Below are 15,220 nucleotides of genomic sequence, written 5' to 3' on the forward strand. Positions count from 1 at the left end.
CAAAAAGCACCTTTTGGTGCCTTTGCTTTTCCACCTGGGACAACGGCCCATCAATCGCTTTTATTATCGATCGCCTGCATGGCCACGTCATTCGCTCGTTCCCTAGCGACCGCCATTTTTTCATTATTGGCGAATGCGGCAAGATCAGTTCTGCGAACAAAGTCTTCCAAAGTGGCACGGTTTACCATGAGCGCTTCAACTTCGGGCGTGCCACAGTGCCGGATCAAGTAGTCGATAACCTCATCCTTCGCCTCACATTCCACCACTCGGCAAACCGCAAAACCTTTCACGGCCTTCAACTGCTTCTCCATCTTCTCCAAGCGCACTCGTAGCCGGATATTCTCAGTTTCCGCACGGCGCTCCTTGCGCTCGGCACGGGCGCGTTGCTGCTCTCCCATCATGTCAATGTGTTCACCGGTCTTATCGATCATGAATTGGGCGTTGTTGATGCGGTTTCGCCGATTGCGAAATTCGGCCTCCGTGTTCAAGCGATTGCCCTCATTTAGCGTGGACTGGCCGGAGCGGAAGATAGCGTTAAGAAAACCAGACATGTAGTCCTCCTTTCAGGTATGGGGTGATAACCCTCTATGGGGCGTCATTGGGAATCTATCCCCCATTCAACCTCTAAAGTCAACGTGCGCAAGGGGGTATGTCGAAACGTGCCCCATATATCCGTCAACGCCTCGCTTCTTCCCTGGCGTCTTCCAACTTCTGCGCAAAGCCATCCCCGAGCCCGCCTACCCACTTGTTATGTTTGGCTGCCTTCCACTTGCGGCGCAGCTTCACAAAGAGCTTGTAGCCCACGATGCCGGTGGCTATGAGGATGATGAAGGCCCAGAGCCTATGGAGCCCGTAGTGGTCGTGCACCACGGTTGCAAGGGCATCAAGACAGATGATGGCAAGTGAAGCCACCAGGGCCCACACACACATCGTGAGCAACGATGGCAGGACAAATACCGGGGGTTGGACCTTCTTGGGAGGAGCCATTACAGCCTCCTCGAAGTTGTCGGCGCCGCGGCCTGCGGAGTAGCCCTGGCTATGCGGCGAGCATCCCAATCTCGCTGAACTTGTTCGCGATGGCGCTCTTCATAGATTGTGGTCCAGATAACGTTAAACCTCTCGTGTTCAACTTCCCAAGAACTACTGCTGAAATGAAGCGGACCAACGCCACCCAATTCAATCTTATGGAAGTCTTCCATTTGGAAGTTGACGAACTGGCGCCTCCCTCTCCACATGTCATTCATAGGCGCACCCGTCTTGCCGGCGCCGTGGCCTGCGGAGTAGCCCTGGCAATGCGGCGAGCATCCCACCTGGTTCGCACTTCTTCCTCTTGTTGGTCTGTCCTCTTAGGAAAAGTTGGCAGAGAGACACCGACGAAATGGTGGGGCTCAAAAAGCATCGTTTCCGTCAGAGTCTCTTCCCAAGCACTAATCTCCTGGCCGAGTTTCTTGGGAGGAGCCATTACAGCCTCCTCGCAGTTGTCGGCGCCGCGGCCTGCGTTGTTGCCCTGGCAAGCTGTCTACCTGCCCATGCGGCCACGATGCTTTGCCTGGTCAGACCCAAGCGCTCTCTTCGGGCAAGCTTCTCCACCTGGCGCCGCACATCACGATCAGGATGATTCCTAGCGCGTTCGTAGAATTCCAAAGTGAACTTCATAGGCGCACCCTTCTTGCCGGCGCCGCGGCTCGTGGTGTCGCATCATGGAGCTTTACAATGCTTGCTTCGTAAACCGCCATTGCTTCACGACCGACAAGCACTTTCAAGCCACCTGCCATCCAATGCGGATCACCTCCAAATCCCGGCATCAACGCATCTTCATCAAGCATCAAATATCGGTTGCAGACACAAATGTATGAAGTGAGGACCTCGGAAACCAGAGTCTCCTCCCAAGCACAAATCTCGTGACCTAGTTTCGCAGCATCTTCTGGTGCCCGTTCCAAGTGCTGTCGGATCCCAGCCAAGGTAGGCGCTTCAAGGTCAATGCCAGTGAACCTAAGCAGTAGCGATCGAGTCTGTTCAATGGCGGTGCTCATAGCCCCACCTCCATCCGCACTTCCCCATCCTCCAAGAACAGGTTGCGCACCGTATCCATTTGCGAAGCAAGCGGCGCCACCTGGCTCATGGCCAGCCGAAACCCAGCCACCAGCTCGCCCAGGTCGTCTTGCTCGTCGTAGCCCAGGATCTGGTGCACGGCGGCTTGGGTCAGCACGCGCTCGCCAATCATGGGTTCCCACTGGAAGCCATCACATGAGCGGAAGGTGATCCGGGCCCAGTTGCGGAAGACGATCACGCGGTGGGCAGCGGGCTGGCCTTGTGCGTCCAGCTCGTAGCAGTGGGAGAAGACTGGGGTGGAGGAATAGGGGATGTTCATAGCCGCACCACCCTGGTTATCGCTGTGGCGGAAACCGTGTCGGCATCCAACATGGCAGTTGTTTGATCTGCCAAGGCTCCCTGGATCTTGTCTTTCTTTTCGCCGTCTGGAAGCTTCGCGATGAACTTTAAAACTTCGATCCTTGTTGGAACGTCCGCGATGCAAGCACCTTGTTCAATCAACCAGAGAAGATCATCTGAAATTTGCTCGACGTTGCTGTAAAAACTGCAATCCGCGCAGATTTTCCCGGCAAGCGTTAGCCCATCAATGTCCTTATCATTGAGTTCGCATCCAACATTGAGCAACGACTGCAAGTGCACCCTTCGAAGCCCATCATTCGTTTTGCAATTAAACGTAGCCGGGCTAAATTTGATTCCGTATCGACGAACCCTGGCGCCATTCGAGATGAGTTCTGCAACCGCAACTTCGGAGATGTTGTTCCAGCTGGAAAATAAGCCGTGTTCAGAAGCATCAGTGGAGTAATGATCCCAATACCCTGTCGCCTTAGCCTCTTGAATTGCCTGCTGAACAACCCGCTGGTCATGACTACGAAGCCTCATTACAAGACCAAGGCTTTCACGGGTTTCGCTAGAACGGCAATACGGAATATTCCGGAAGTATCTCCTCCATTCTCTTTCGTTCTCAATTAGCTGCTTTCTGTCAACAATCCGGAGTTTCTTAGCCACCATGAAGAACCAGCGCCACTGCCAGACCACGATTAGCGGCATCGCACAGAGCAACGGAAACCCAAGAGTTTCTAACAGCATTTTTAGTTCCATGTTTTTCCTCCTTTGACTTTGACATATACGTTTGCTATGCCTTTCATCCAGTCAAAGGCAAATCCCGATGTTGTCAAGGGTTTCGGACAAACCAAAAGCACCTTTCGGTGCCTTTGCTTTTCCACCTGGGCCATCGGCCCATTAATCGCCGTTCAATCACCCCGCGTCAGCTCCTTGTTCCTCCCCTCGCGCAGGTAGTCGGTCATGCTCGACTGTTCTTGAACTTTCGGCACGGGCGCCGCCCAGGTGGCAACTCCTTGTCGTCTTTCATTCGCTGGATGACCACACACACTTGGGTCATGGTGCAGCCGGTGCGCGCAACGACTTCCGTATTGCCAGCGCCTTGCAACACCAGGTCGCGGATCTCTCCAATCTTCTTTTCCGACAACCCGGCCTTGCGATGATCGAGCACCGACAAGTCCTGGGTGACAAGCGAAGGCTTCACGCGTAGAAACTCTGCAATCTGCTCAACGGACTTGGCGTCGGTGAAGTAGAGCTTCTTGACCTTCTTGCGTCGCTTGGCCCCTTCAATGGCACGCTGGTGAACAAGCGGGGATAGACCCAGGCGCGTCTTGTCGGCAAGGACCGTGGCATAGGTCAAGTCAAGCTCGCTTGCCACTTCCTTGGCGTTCAATCCCTTTTCAAGCAGCTGTCGAACACGCTCCCGCCGTGCCTTGATTTCCTTGGTGATGGGCAAGCCGATGACCCTGCGGTAGTGGCCCACCTGGCCCAGCTCCATGTCCATGCGCTTGCCAATTTCTTGGTTGGTCAGCCCCTCTCCGACCAAGCGCGCCAGCTCGTCCATGCGATGCTGGAAGATCTCTTGCGCCGTGGTGGGTTCAAGCCCGAAATGGACATAGAACTGGTGGATCCGCTGGCGGGACACACCTAGCCTCTTGGCCATGTCGGTTTGTCGCAGCCCAAGCGCATGCACGGCCAGGAATGCCTTTTGCTTCTTGGTCAGTTTCTTGCGCTTAACCCGCATGTGCCCTCCTTTTGATGTGATCATTCCCAGTGAAAGGCAAAAGTCATTTAGCGCAAGGGGCAAAGCTGTTTTGGCAGGGAATTTCAGGCATAAATAGGCCCCCTTTCGGGGGCTTCTTTTGGCAGTGCGGGTGCGATTGCCCAATTAGTTCATTACGGGCTTGCGTAAATTTCTGCCCCGATCATCTAGGCCTTCAAGCAAGCCCCAAAGCCTCAAACCAGAGCGCTCCCTGACCGCTTGCAATGTGCATGGCCGTGGCACCCGCGAAAACCGCCATGCCACATCCGACAAAGGTCATGACAGCGCCAAAGAGGAAGTAGCCCAGCCGCTGGCCCTTCAAGCCAAGTGTTTCCAGGTCGCTGACATGTTCGAACATCACCATCACGCCGGCCATCCAAACACCGACGCCGAACAACATGGCAACGATGCTGCCAAGGATCAAACCGAGGTTCATGACGCCCCCATGTAGATCATCGTGATCAACGGGACGGCACCCAGTAGCAAGACGACAGCTCCTGCGAGAATGGCTACCAAGCCCTGCATTCGCTGTAACCATGGCCCTTTCGGGTTTTCGTGTGCGGCCACAAGAAGAAAGAACCCAAACCAAAACAAAACCGCATTCACAACAATCCCGATCAACAACGCGACCAGGCTAGCGAAAACAGACAGGGCGGTCATTGCGCACCCACCATTGCCATGAGCACGGCAAAGCAAAAGGAAACGCCTATCGTTGAGATGGCTGTTCCAGTCAATGCCAAAAACGCGCCCCACGCTCGTATTTGAAGTTGCTTCCCCCAGGTCCGCTGTTCGAAGTCCTTAAAGAACACCAAACCCAGCCCCATCAAAATCACATAGCCGCCCAGGGCAACTACCACAATTCCACCCAGGGCAAAGAGGATCAACATGACGCCTCCACCAACCGCTCAACGCCATAGAACCTGCCATCGGCTGGCACACGCTTGATAAGCGACTGCGATCCGAAGATCCGCATGTTCTTCAATTTCACCCCGTAGAGCTTGGCTTCCTGCACCAGCTGGCCGAGCACCGATGTATCCAGGGGAGCCAGTTGGCCTCGCTCATCGGTGATGAGGAAGTAGCCAGCGTTGGTGTCAGTGGCGGCGAACAGATATCGGCCAGAATTCATACGCACAAGTCCAGGATCCACGGCTTGGTAGCGGCGGGATGGCGTGAGCTTGTCGATGAGCTGCTGGCGTTGGGTCATATCAGGAAGCCCGGTCCACGATGTTCTGCACGCCCGTGCCGACCTTGTTGATGTTCTCAACGGTGCGGTCGAAGAAGTGGGAGACGAACATCAAGCCTGCGATAGCCAGGGCGATGGTGAAACCAAGTCGAAATAGGGTCTTCATTTGTGGGCCTCCTTCTGCGTTGTTTGGTGAAAAGCTTTCTATACATTTAATGCTTTCATGCTTTTCATCGAGCGCAAGGGGCAATGAGAGATTTCTTACACTTTTTTCGCCCAGGGTATAAGCCATCCCCGATAACCCAAGGAAGCCGTTTTTGGATCTATCAATCACCAGGCGCTTTTTGCCTTTGAATGGCCATCGGCCCACCAACGCTTTTGCTTTAAGGATTAAAACGGGGCGCAATACCCTGTCATCCCTTGCGGGTAGGGAAATCTTGATTAGCGTGTAGGGATGCCTATTCGCTCGCATCCACTTGCAAGTTCCATTTCCCGGGGCCTTTACGGTGCTCGGGGTGTGGCGTTGCTGGAACTCATTGCCGTGGTGGGGGTCATTGCAGTTGCAACTGCTGCCATTGTTGGCACGGCCAAATACACCAACAATCAGCGGGTCATTGGCAACCAGGTGGAGAATGCGGGCGTCATCGTGGACAGAGTTGTAAAGGCCTCGATGGCCAGTGGCCACTTTGCAACGCTCAACCAGGCCAACGCCCTGCGCGATGGCCTATTCCCCCCTTCGATGCTCGATGAGGTAGGCAACCCGAGAGCCTGGAAGGGCGGCGTGGCGCTCACCGGGGTTCCCGTTGCAGGCGTTCCAAGCTTTGGTGCGGCCCTGACCTTCGACAAGGTTCCTGGCCATGCTTGCGTGAAGTTCGTATCGCAAGCGGCACCGGGGTTTTATTCGATCAAGGTCAACGACCAGTTGGTAAAAGACAAGTTCGAGGCTTTGGATATCCCCCTGCTGACCCGCTCTTGCGAGCCCGCAACCTCCCGGGTGCAATTCGTCTATGCCAAGAACGGTGGAACTGGCCTGCCGCCTCCTGGTGCCCCTATCCCTCCCCCGCCCATCCCCTGCACGCCCAAGGCATCCACCACCGAAACCGTGGTGGATACGGCCTGCCCTGCCGGCTGGCTTGGAACGAGGGTCTTTGAAACCCGCTACACCTGCTTTCCTGAAACGGGGCAGACCATTGCCCAAAAGCCCACCCTCATGTCCGATACCTGCCAGCCTGCGTGTGTGCTGCCCTTGCCCCACCAGCAAGTAGACCGGCAGCTGCGCACCGCCTACCGGTCTCCTGCCTGTTCCGCGGGCCAAGCCGGCGTGCTCACCCAGGCTCGTCGTGAGGAGCGCACCCGCTCGCGCACGGCCATGTGTGCACCAAGCCCCGGCTACTCCGCACCCGTGGGCAACTTCTCCTGGACGCCCTACACGGTGTGGTCGACGTGGACCGGCGCCGGGGCGTGGTCAGTCGTTTCCAGTTCTTGCGGCCAGGCGTGTGTGTTGCCCTCTCCATCCACCGAGACCAAGACAAAGCAGTGGGTCATCGAGCAAACGCTGACCTGCCCAGCTGGACAAGTGGGCGCCGGCATTCGCAAGCGTAAGACCTTCAAGCAGCCATTGGCGCGCAAGGCGTCGTGCCCCATGCCAGCAAGTTCGTTCACTTGGTCAGGGTGGAACGCTACGGGTCCGGTGGTGGAAAGCAATTGGGCAACGGTTTCAACCAACTGCGCGCCAGCGTGCATCGCCCCACCGATCCAGCGCACGCCCACCACTCGCGCAGCTCCCCAAGATGTGCGCGTTGAGCCCTGCGATCCAGGTTTTTCCGGGACGATTACCTACCGGCGCAATCAGCGCGAGAACGGGTTCACGGGCACCAGCTACCACTGCCCGCAGCCGTCAGGAAACTACACGGCGCAGGCCTACACCGAGTGGCTTGGCACGTTCTACCCCACATCTGCTTGGACCTTCACCAAGGCCTGCTCAACCGTGTGCGTGCCGCCTGCTGCCTCCACCGCGCCGGCCACTCGCAATATTCGGTCAGAGCGCGAACGCATCGAGTGCTTCGATGGTGCGCCTGGGCACATCATCCAAGAGCGCTTCTGGGTGGAATACGGCACCCGCAAGACCACCTGGTCGTGCCCTGCTGCAAACCGTGGCGCCGACCCCCACTACACCTACACCTGGTCCGGCACCTTCGGCTACTCAAAGTGGATGTATGTGGACTTCCAGTGCGACTTCGAAGGCCAGAAATAACAAAGGGCCCACTAGGAGCCCCTTGGTCGCCAGCAAGTTCATTGGGGGGTGTTAGCTCCCCGGACCCCCTTCACGGTGCCAGCCGTCTGCTACGGCCAGGCAGTCATCCGATCTGATTGCCATCCTTGGGTGTGGGTGGCCAGCGACGGGATCAACGATAGACAAAGCGTTGTGAGCTGCCAATCAGTCTGGGGCGCGTCGTCGGGTCAGGAAATCCCTACGCTGTTAGAGCCTGCGCGCCATTGCCTGGGCAGAAGCGTGGACAGTGCTGTCTGCAAGCACCTGCTCTTCAACCAGGCTCATGAACTCGGCGAACTCTTCCTGTTCAAAGTGTGCCGGGTCAACAGGCGCACCCTGCGTGTAGAGATACGCAGCCAGGTTGACCGCATCACCATCAAAGAACTCGTCAACGCGGTCTTCATGATGTTCGCTGAACTGGCCGCATCTCATTGCTTGCCACATCAACGGGAAGCCTTCGTTAAATGCCAACGCGCTGCCAGCCTCAACCAACAACTTCGCTTTCTCGACGCTAAACACTTCCTCATAGATAAGATGAGCCAATGCGCCACCTGCCGATGCCTGTCCGTTTTCCATCTTGTTTGGACACGCACCGGCATCCAAGGCCCGCTTCAAGTCTTCCGCGGTGCCGTCTTCGATGGCCTTGTAAAGCGCCCACTGCGGGTTGCGTGTGGGGTTGTGCATGATTTCAAGTCGGAATGCCTCATGCGCCGCATTTTGCTTCTCGACTTCTTCTATCATGGCGTCGAAGTCAATACCACTCAACTCACGGAGATCTCCTGACAGCGTTCCCATGCCATCCAATATCAGGGCGCCACCCATCCCCGCCTGACCTTTACCAAATGGGATATGGGTATGCGTTGATGGATGCGACGGCGAGCTTGGCGCCATTCCTGCCTGTCCGCGCGTCTGCTTCAAAATTTTCATCGCCTCTCCTGATTACCTACCAAACTCGGCATGTATTCAAGCTAAGGCGAATGTGGATATCGTCAAGCGTTCGGGCAGAACTTTCTACGCTGCCTGCTTGATGACTTCGTAATACGGATGCTGCTTGTCATCGAAGATGGCGAACAGGGCATCCAAGTTGTCAGGATCCGGGTTAAGCCAGGCGTCCATATGCTCGGGCTTGATGTTGATGATCGTGCGATCGTGACCTGCCGCGGCTACTTCTTCTTCTGGCTCGTCAGTGATGGCCGCAAAGGACCAAAGATCGGGCAGCTTCCCTTTTGGGTCGGTCCAGTGCGAATACAGGCATGCGACATACATGGTCTCGCCCGTGCGCGGCCGGAACTGGATCTCCTTGCTTCCACCCTTCCCGTCGTCGACGTTCTCGTAGAACGTTTCAGCGAGCATGAGGCAGTGGTTGTGGCCGAACTGGTTGCGCCAGAACTTCGTCAGGTTGTCGCGCCGGGCGTTGTATTTGCCTGATACCTGGCCCGTCTTCGTGCGATCGGTGGACGGGTCCATGCCACACGGGCGGCAGTGATAGCGCATGGGTCGCACCACCCGCTTGCCTTGCTCCATCATGAGCACCGGGGCATACCAGTCGGGGAAGATCCGGTTGTCCTTGGTCGGTTCAACGCTTGTGCGCTTGGCGTCGGCGATCCAGCGTTTGAGCTGCTTGATTTTGTTCCCTGCAATGCGCTGGTCGTTGAGCGCGGCCTTGGTTTCCTTGACGGCTAGTTTTCGTTCGGCGTCGGCCAGGCGCTTGACCTGCTTGAACAGCTCCTGCTCGCTCTCGGAAACCTTGCGGCCGTTCCACTCCGCTATGAGGTCGTGGATCTTTTGCTCCAAGTCGCTCTTGGGGTGCAGGAAGTTCAGATCCAGACCCTTGGGGATCTTGTGGCCATCGGTCATCTTGTTGCGGATGCGATAGGCCTCGTCGCGACCCAGGTAGAGTTCCCAAAACGACTTCATGTCGATTTCTGCACCGGTCTCCTGGATGAAATCCCGCAGCAAAGTCCACGCTTCTGCTGAATAGCACATGGTCAGCTCCCTACATCACTCGATTGGGTTTAGGTGAATTCCCATAGCGTTCCTTGACCCTTGCAAGCAACTCCGTCAAACGCTCGAAGGAAATCCCTCGCCCCTTGATTTCATCCAGATCCTTCTGGTTGGCAACTTTGTGTTTAACGGCCAGCTCGATGGCATGTTCCAAATCAGCCCATGGGACTTCGCCACCGCCTTCCAGCATGCTGATTGCTTTGGTCAACGCATGGTTCAACGCCGCGTGCATGGCGGCGGTGTCTTGCAGACTGGTCGTCACTCCTTCATCAACCGGGATCGCGGCGATGTAGCGCCCGTGCTTGGCCAGCATGCCGGCAATGCGCTGGTTCACTTCCTGGGTGTGCTCACCTGCCGCATCCTCGATCACATCGGCCTGGCCTGCGAAGGCGGGCCAGAAGTCGCCCGGATCCGGGTTGTCGGCGATCAAGCCGGGCAGCGCGGCTTCCAGGGCGTCGAGCTGAAAGGTCAGTTCAGGGGTCATGCTCATTCTCCGATGTTGCCATTGCACGGCTGCGGGTGCGACCTAACGGGCGCGTGGAACACCTTGCCAGGCAACACGAACAAGTGTTCCACGTTCCGGTGTTCCCGGTAGATCAAGGCCTTGCATCGTGTTCAGGGAAATACTAATGGCGAGACCCATGGGGCCGTCCTAGGCTAGCGTCCCAGTGGCTCGTCTCACTGGGTGATTCAACTCGTCTGGATGATGCCCGCATGATCGAACCTGACCCCCTGCCGCACCTGCTCTTGGGCCACGCCACGGCCAACCCTCGTCGCATTCCGCGGCCACTGCTCAACCATCGGGCTACCTGCGGGTTCCCTTCCCCCGCAGAAGACCACATGGGCCAGGATCTGGATCTTGGCGCCAAGCTCATACGCAATCCGCTGGCTACCTTCTTCGTCCAGGCGGAAGGCAACTCCATGGAAGGCCTGGGCATCTTTGCAGGCGATATCCTGGTGGTCGATCGATCGGTGGAAGCCAAGGATGGCGCGATCATCATGTGCCTGCTCGATGGCGGCTACACCATCAAGCGCCTGGTGCTACGCGGCAGGCGTGCAGAGTTGCATTCAGGGCACCCGGACCACCCACCCATCATCTTGTCCCAAGAAACCGAATTGCAGATCTGGGGCGTGGTGCTGTGGTCGATCACAAAGCACGGGTGAGACATGTTCGGGCTTGTTGACGCCAACTCGTTCTATTGCTCCGTGGAACAGGTGTTCGATCCTGCGCTGCGTGGAAAGGCGGTGGTTGTAGGAAGCAACAATGACGGATGTGCAATAGCCAGGAGCGATCAGGCGAAAAAGCTCGGCGTCAAGATGGGTCAGCCCTTGCACGAGATCCCGCCCCACATCAGGCGGCAGCTGCACATTCGCTCGGCTAACTTCGGCCTGTATGGCGATATCAGCGGACGCGTTGTCGGGATCCTTCGGGATCTGTTCCCCAAGGTTGAGGTCTACTCCATCGATGAGAGTTTCGTGGAGTTCCCGGTAGGCAATCGCATGGAAGTCGCCCACGAGGCTCGCTCCCGCATCGAGCGTTGGGTAGGCATCCCGAACTGCGTTGGCATCGGCCCCACGAAGACCCTGGCCAAGATGGCGAACAAGATCGCCAAGGCCGGCGCCGGGATCGTGGATCTGGCCGATGAAGGCGTTCGTGCTGCGCACCTGGCTCGCTTTCCTGTTGAGGATGTGTGGGGCGTGGGCAGGAAGTTTGCAGCCAGGCTTGGCGCCGAAGGCATCATCACCGCGGGCGACCTGGTGAAAGCGGACAGTGAAACGCTGCGTGCGCGCTATGGCGTGGTGCTTGCAAGGACCCAAGCGGAGTTGCAAGGCGTGGCCTGCTCGGACCTGCAGGAAGCCGAACCCGACCGCCAGCAGATCGTGTGTTCCCGGTCGTTTGGACGGGAAGTAGTGGAGCTTGAAGATGTGCAGCAAGCGGTGGCGACCTTCGCCATCAATGCGTGCGAGAAGCTTCGTAAGCGCTCACTGCAAGCGGGCGGCGTGTGGGTGTGGCTCAACACCAATCCCTTCAAGCCCGATGCCCCGCAATATCACCCGTCCAAGGCCATGTCGCTCATCAGTGCGAGTGCAGACACCCGGGAAGTGTTGCGCATGGCGCAAGCCTTGACCCGGGCGATGTATCGCAAGGGATACCGCTACAAGAAAGCCGGCGTTGGACTGCTTGACCTGACCGCAGGAGACAGCCACCAGGGCGACCTGTTTTCAGGTGTGGATCCGCGGTCGGCCAAGCTCATGGAAGTGCTGGATGCGGCCAATAGGAAGTTCGGGCGCAACGCCATGAGCTTCGCAAGCTCGGCTTGGCGGGAGAAGACCAAGCCGCAGTGGTCGATGAACCAGCAGCACTTGTCGCCTGCGTATACGCAGAAATGGAGCGAGTTGTTGCGGGTGCGGTAGTTAGATGGCCAACACCTGCCCAAGCCACACATCGGGCGGGGTGAAATGCCCCATGTCTGTATTGTAGATATCGTGCCCGCGCACCTGGTAGTTGTCATGCACCCAGTCGCCGTCCTGGTAGAACTGGGCATGCTGCAAGAACATGTCCCTGGATATCCCACCCAGGAACCACATCACCCGGCGCTGGAATTCATAGGTCAGGAAGAAGAACTGCTGCACGGGTTCGTGCGCGTGTTGCGCCGTGATCTGCATGGTGTAGTCCGGGCGCGGGGCGACCTTGCGCTTGACCGTCTTGATGCCGACCGACACATCCCGGCCCACGATGAAGTCAGCCTTGCCCGCAGCGTCGTCCTGGATCCACTGGTAGTCGCGGCAATCGCGATGGTGCAGGAAAGACTTGAACGCCATTTCGCCAAGCTCACCTACCCACCGGGCATCGGTGTCGCGCTCGGGATAGATGTTGCCGTAGAGCTTGTCGCGCTCGGCGCGCATGGCGCGGGCCTTGGCTTCCCACTGGGCGTCTACGGCAACGCTGATCCAGCCGTTGGGGTGGATGGTGCTACTCATTAGATGCGGCGTTGCTTGCTCGGGGCGGCGGCTTTGGGTGTTTTGCGGTCCAACTGCTTGGCTTGCGTGTTCGCGGCCTGCTCGCCCAGGAACGAACGATTTTTCTCATTGATCTTGGTTTTTGTCTTGACCTTCAACCCAAGCTTCACGAGCACGTCCACTACCGGTGACCAGGTCTTGGGCAACGGGTCGGGTCGAGCAAGCAACAACTCCAATGCATTCATACCCTGGAAGGCTGCAGACGCCTTCTTCTTGACGCGCTCCTTGGTCAGCAAGAACTGTGCGACCACTGGCGTCTGGCGGAGCATGGCGGCATGCAACGGCAGCCGCCCTTTGTCCTTCTCATCGTGCAGATGCGAAAGGTGTTTTGCAATTTTAAGCACCGTCTCATCACTAAGTTTTTCTGACCTTATGGCATCGATGAGCGTAGAGAAGCTTGGATCGGGATGGGCACGAAGCAACGTCATGACGACATTCTCCTTTCCCCACCAGATCGCTTCCTCCAAGGCATCACCAACACCGCTCCGGGGAACCGGCTTGGAAATCCGCGCCCCCTCTTTCAGTGCCGCCCGGACGCCTTTGGCATCGTCGTTGCTAGCGCATTCCCACAACCATTGATCCAGTGAATCGTAATGTCGAGCCATTGCTATTCCATCCTGCTGGTGTAGTGCCCCAATATCCGCGACCCACTGACCATGGTTAGAGGTGGCGCCGTCCGCGAACAGTAGACGGCAACGGCGTGGCTTCGTCCAAGCTTCGCGACTGTTGAATGCTCAACAGGTAGTCCCTGATGTCTTGATCGGTCGCAAACATGAGCGCGTTTTCTTCATTTGCGTTTTCGCAATTCACATCCGCGCCGGCCTCGATCAGCATTCTGCTAACTTTCATACCCCCTTTCCAAACCGCATACATCAACGCTGTATCGCCATTCTTCGCTGCGCAATTCACATCTGCCCCAGCCTCGATCAGCACCTTGCATAGATCGTCATTCCCATACTTCGCTGCCCCCATCAATGCCGTCTCATCACATACACCCTTTGCATTCACATCCGCCCCGGACTCGATCAGCAACTGACACACATCAACCCAATCATGTTTTACCGCTTCAATCAACGCTGTATCGTCATCCTTCTCAGCGCAATTCACATCCGCCCCAGCCTCGATCAGCAACTTGCATAGATCGGCATTCCCTCGCCTCGCCGCCAGCAACAATGCTGTCAAACCGTCTTCATCCTCAACATTCACATCCGCCCCGGCCTCGATCAGCAACTTGCATAGATCGGTATGCCCCCAGTGCGCCGCGACCATCAATGCCGTCCAATCAATAGCACCCCTAGCATTCACATCCGCCCCAGCCTCGATCAGCACCTTGCAATCATCGATCAGGCCCTCACGAGCTGCGGCCCACAGTGCATCGCTATTTGCCTTCATACATTTGTTCTGAGCACCCGTCGCCAGCTTCTTCTTACGAATAGTGGTCATGACCCCGCCTCCCAAATCTGCCCCTCAATGAACCCCTTTTCATCGAGCAAGCACTTGATCTTGAACTTCAACTCCAAGTTGAAGGCGTTCTTGGCCTTGAAAGACGACATGACGGTGGTGCGCCCGTTGGGGTGCTCGGAAATGGCGATATCCATGAAGCGAGAGAAATCAACAGTGGACGGATGGCTGGCCTGCTGCTTGGCGTAGGCCTCGCAAAGATCCGTGGCGCGAGCCTTGTCGATGTGCCCTGGTGCCCGGAAGGGTGTTGGATCGTCAGCGCGCTTGGCATCGAAATAGACATTGACCGATGTAGTCCCGCCTCCGCAGTTGACGAAATACACCGGCTTGCCCTGCGCCTTGCTCTCGGTCGCGGACTTGGCCACCGATGAGGGATAGATATCTTCCTTGCACCGCGGGTCTTCCTTGTGGATCCGGTTCACGGCCTTGATGATCGCCGCCTTGGCCTTGTTCGTATCCTTGTCCCACATGAAGTCGTCTTCGGTGAACGCGCGCACCTCACCAGGCTTCAAGGGAAGTGCCAGTGCCGTGCGCTCTACCCAGCCTTTCTGCTGCGTCAGCCACTCGGGGGATGTGATCTGCACGCGCGCCCACTCGCCGTCAATGCACTGGACCTGGACCTTGGTGGAGTTGTCGATGACCTGATACTGGGTTTCGCCCAGGATCTTGGTGGCTTTCTCGTTGACGATCTTCTCGCCGCCAGGGCCGCTTCGAAGGTCATGACTGTCTGCACCCAATACGCCCACGACTTCCCCACCCGCAGCCGCTCCGCTTTCGCACTGGAACTTCGGCGCAGCTGGCGCTTGGGCAACGGCAACCGCCGCAGGCGTGGCGGCACCAGGCTTGGCCGCGGTCGACGTCGATTGAGTGTCGTGGTTCATCCCCATCACCGTGCCGACGATGAAGCACACGAACCCAACGGCTACCTGGCGTAAACCGCCTTGGAAAGCGCTGGCCTTGCTTGCCAACCAAGCGCCTCCTGGCGGGGCGATGATGGCGCAGCCAATGAGCATGATGAGTGCGCCAAGGAATGCACCCGTGAACAAGGCGCCCAGCGAGGCCATGCCCAGCAAAACGGCGAAGATCCATCGCAGGATCTGATAGATGATGTTCATTCCCCTTTCCC

General features: G+C 57.4%; 21 protein-coding genes. 3 read left to right on the forward strand and 18 right to left on the reverse strand.

Going from position 1 to position 15,220, the window contains the following annotated elements:
- Positions 1-50 precede the first annotated feature (50 nt).
- The 11 genes from N799_RS01420 to N799_RS15055 all read right to left on the reverse strand — a co-directional run bounded on the left by N799_RS01420 (position 51) and on the right by N799_RS15055 (position 5,808).
- A complete protein-coding gene (locus N799_RS01420; protein ID WP_152597761.1) occupies positions 51-551 on the reverse strand; it encodes a hypothetical protein in 501 nt (166 codons plus the stop codon).
- A gap of 124 nt (positions 552-675) precedes the next feature.
- The gene (locus N799_RS01425) at positions 676-987 is read right to left on the reverse strand and encodes a hypothetical protein (RefSeq protein WP_152597762.1); all 312 of its coding nucleotides are present in this window, start codon (positions 985-987) and stop codon (positions 676-678) included.
- 665 nt (positions 988-1,652) lie between these two features.
- Positions 1,653-2,033 (reverse strand): hypothetical protein, encoded by a 381-nt coding sequence (locus N799_RS15040; RefSeq protein WP_152597763.1) that lies wholly within the window; start codon positions 2,031-2,033, stop codon positions 1,653-1,655.
- Positions 2,030-2,371 carry a hypothetical protein gene (locus N799_RS01430; protein WP_036206863.1) on the reverse strand — a complete coding sequence of 114 codons (342 nt, stop codon included), beginning with the start codon at positions 2,369-2,371 and terminating at the stop codon, positions 2,030-2,032. The genes N799_RS15040 and N799_RS01430 overlap by 4 nt, the downstream gene beginning before the upstream one ends.
- A complete protein-coding gene (locus tag N799_RS15045) occupies positions 2,368-3,150 on the reverse strand; it encodes a hypothetical protein (RefSeq protein WP_152597764.1) in 783 nt (260 codons plus the stop codon). Before N799_RS15045 ends, N799_RS01430 begins: the two co-directional genes overlap by 4 nt.
- A gap of 202 nt (positions 3,151-3,352) precedes the next feature.
- Positions 3,353-4,135: a hypothetical protein gene (locus N799_RS01435; protein ID WP_036206865.1), complete on the reverse strand. Its 783-nt coding sequence runs from the start codon at positions 4,133-4,135 to the stop codon at positions 3,353-3,355.
- A 193-nt stretch (positions 4,136-4,328) separates the two neighbouring features.
- Entirely contained in the window at positions 4,329-4,589 is a 261-nt protein-coding gene (locus tag N799_RS01440) for a hypothetical protein (protein WP_036206867.1), read from the reverse strand.
- Positions 4,586-4,813, reverse strand: a complete 228-nt coding sequence (locus N799_RS01445; RefSeq protein ID WP_036206869.1) for a hypothetical protein — start codon at positions 4,811-4,813, stop codon at positions 4,586-4,588. The genes N799_RS01440 and N799_RS01445 overlap by 4 nt, the downstream gene beginning before the upstream one ends.
- Entirely contained in the window at positions 4,810-5,040 is a 231-nt protein-coding gene (locus N799_RS15050) for a hypothetical protein (RefSeq protein WP_152597765.1), read from the reverse strand. Before N799_RS15050 ends, N799_RS01445 begins: the two co-directional genes overlap by 4 nt.
- Positions 5,034-5,357 (reverse strand): hypothetical protein, encoded by a 324-nt coding sequence (locus N799_RS01450; protein ID WP_036206872.1) that lies wholly within the window; start codon positions 5,355-5,357, stop codon positions 5,034-5,036. Before N799_RS01450 ends, N799_RS15050 begins: the two co-directional genes overlap by 7 nt.
- A gap of 1 nt (position 5,358) precedes the next feature.
- Positions 5,359-5,808 carry a hypothetical protein gene (locus tag N799_RS15055; RefSeq protein ID WP_203225008.1) on the reverse strand — a complete coding sequence of 150 codons (450 nt, stop codon included), beginning with the start codon at positions 5,806-5,808 and terminating at the stop codon, positions 5,359-5,361.
- A 45-nt stretch (positions 5,809-5,853) separates the two neighbouring features.
- Between N799_RS15055 and N799_RS15060 the strand changes: the two genes are divergently transcribed.
- Positions 5,854-7,590, forward strand: a complete 1,737-nt coding sequence (locus N799_RS15060) for a type 4 pilus major pilin (protein ID WP_152597767.1) — start codon at positions 5,854-5,856, stop codon at positions 7,588-7,590.
- A 225-nt stretch (positions 7,591-7,815) separates the two neighbouring features.
- On the opposite strand, the gene N799_RS01455 is transcribed toward N799_RS15060, so the two are convergent.
- From N799_RS01455 to N799_RS15765, 3 genes are all read right to left on the reverse strand, one after another.
- On the reverse strand, positions 7,816-8,535 hold the full coding sequence (locus N799_RS01455; RefSeq protein ID WP_152597768.1) for a hypothetical protein: 720 nt from the start codon (positions 8,533-8,535) through the stop codon (positions 7,816-7,818).
- A gap of 84 nt (positions 8,536-8,619) precedes the next feature.
- Complete coding sequence (locus N799_RS01460; RefSeq protein WP_036206878.1) at positions 8,620-9,594, reverse strand: SOS response-associated peptidase family protein; 975 nt, start codon at positions 9,592-9,594, stop codon at positions 8,620-8,622.
- 10 nt (positions 9,595-9,604) lie between these two features.
- Complete coding sequence (locus N799_RS15765) at positions 9,605-10,096, reverse strand: hypothetical protein (RefSeq protein WP_203225009.1); 492 nt, start codon at positions 10,094-10,096, stop codon at positions 9,605-9,607.
- A 230-nt stretch (positions 10,097-10,326) separates the two neighbouring features.
- Here N799_RS15765 and N799_RS01470 point away from each other — a divergent pair, with 230 nt between their 5' ends.
- Positions 10,327-10,776 (forward strand): LexA family protein, encoded by a 450-nt coding sequence (locus tag N799_RS01470; RefSeq protein WP_036206880.1) that lies wholly within the window; start codon positions 10,327-10,329, stop codon positions 10,774-10,776.
- A gap of 3 nt (positions 10,777-10,779) precedes the next feature.
- Positions 10,780-12,027, forward strand: a complete 1,248-nt coding sequence (locus tag N799_RS01475) for a Y-family DNA polymerase (protein WP_036206883.1) — start codon at positions 10,780-10,782, stop codon at positions 12,025-12,027.
- Here N799_RS01475 and N799_RS15895 read toward each other — a convergent pair whose 3' ends face one another.
- Genes N799_RS15895 through N799_RS14215 form a run of 4 tightly spaced genes read right to left on the reverse strand, consistent with a single transcriptional unit; the run spans position 12,028 to position 15,209 of the window.
- Positions 12,028-12,594 (reverse strand): hypothetical protein, encoded by a 567-nt coding sequence (locus tag N799_RS15895; protein WP_238978683.1) that lies wholly within the window; start codon positions 12,592-12,594, stop codon positions 12,028-12,030.
- Entirely contained in the window at positions 12,594-13,238 is a 645-nt protein-coding gene (locus tag N799_RS15070) for a hypothetical protein (RefSeq protein ID WP_152597769.1), read from the reverse strand. The genes N799_RS15895 and N799_RS15070 overlap by 1 nt, the downstream gene beginning before the upstream one ends.
- Before the next feature lie 55 nt (positions 13,239-13,293).
- On the reverse strand, positions 13,294-14,076 hold the full coding sequence (locus N799_RS14540; RefSeq protein ID WP_081974623.1) for an ankyrin repeat domain-containing protein: 783 nt from the start codon (positions 14,074-14,076) through the stop codon (positions 13,294-13,296).
- The gene (locus N799_RS14215; protein WP_052100948.1) at positions 14,073-15,209 is read right to left on the reverse strand and encodes a hypothetical protein; all 1,137 of its coding nucleotides are present in this window, start codon (positions 15,207-15,209) and stop codon (positions 14,073-14,075) included. The genes N799_RS14540 and N799_RS14215 overlap by 4 nt, the downstream gene beginning before the upstream one ends.
- Positions 15,210-15,220: the final 11 nt, after the last annotated feature.

Source organism: Lysobacter arseniciresistens ZS79 (assembly GCF_000768335.1).
GTDB lineage: Bacteria > Pseudomonadota > Gammaproteobacteria > Xanthomonadales > Xanthomonadaceae > Novilysobacter > Novilysobacter arseniciresistens.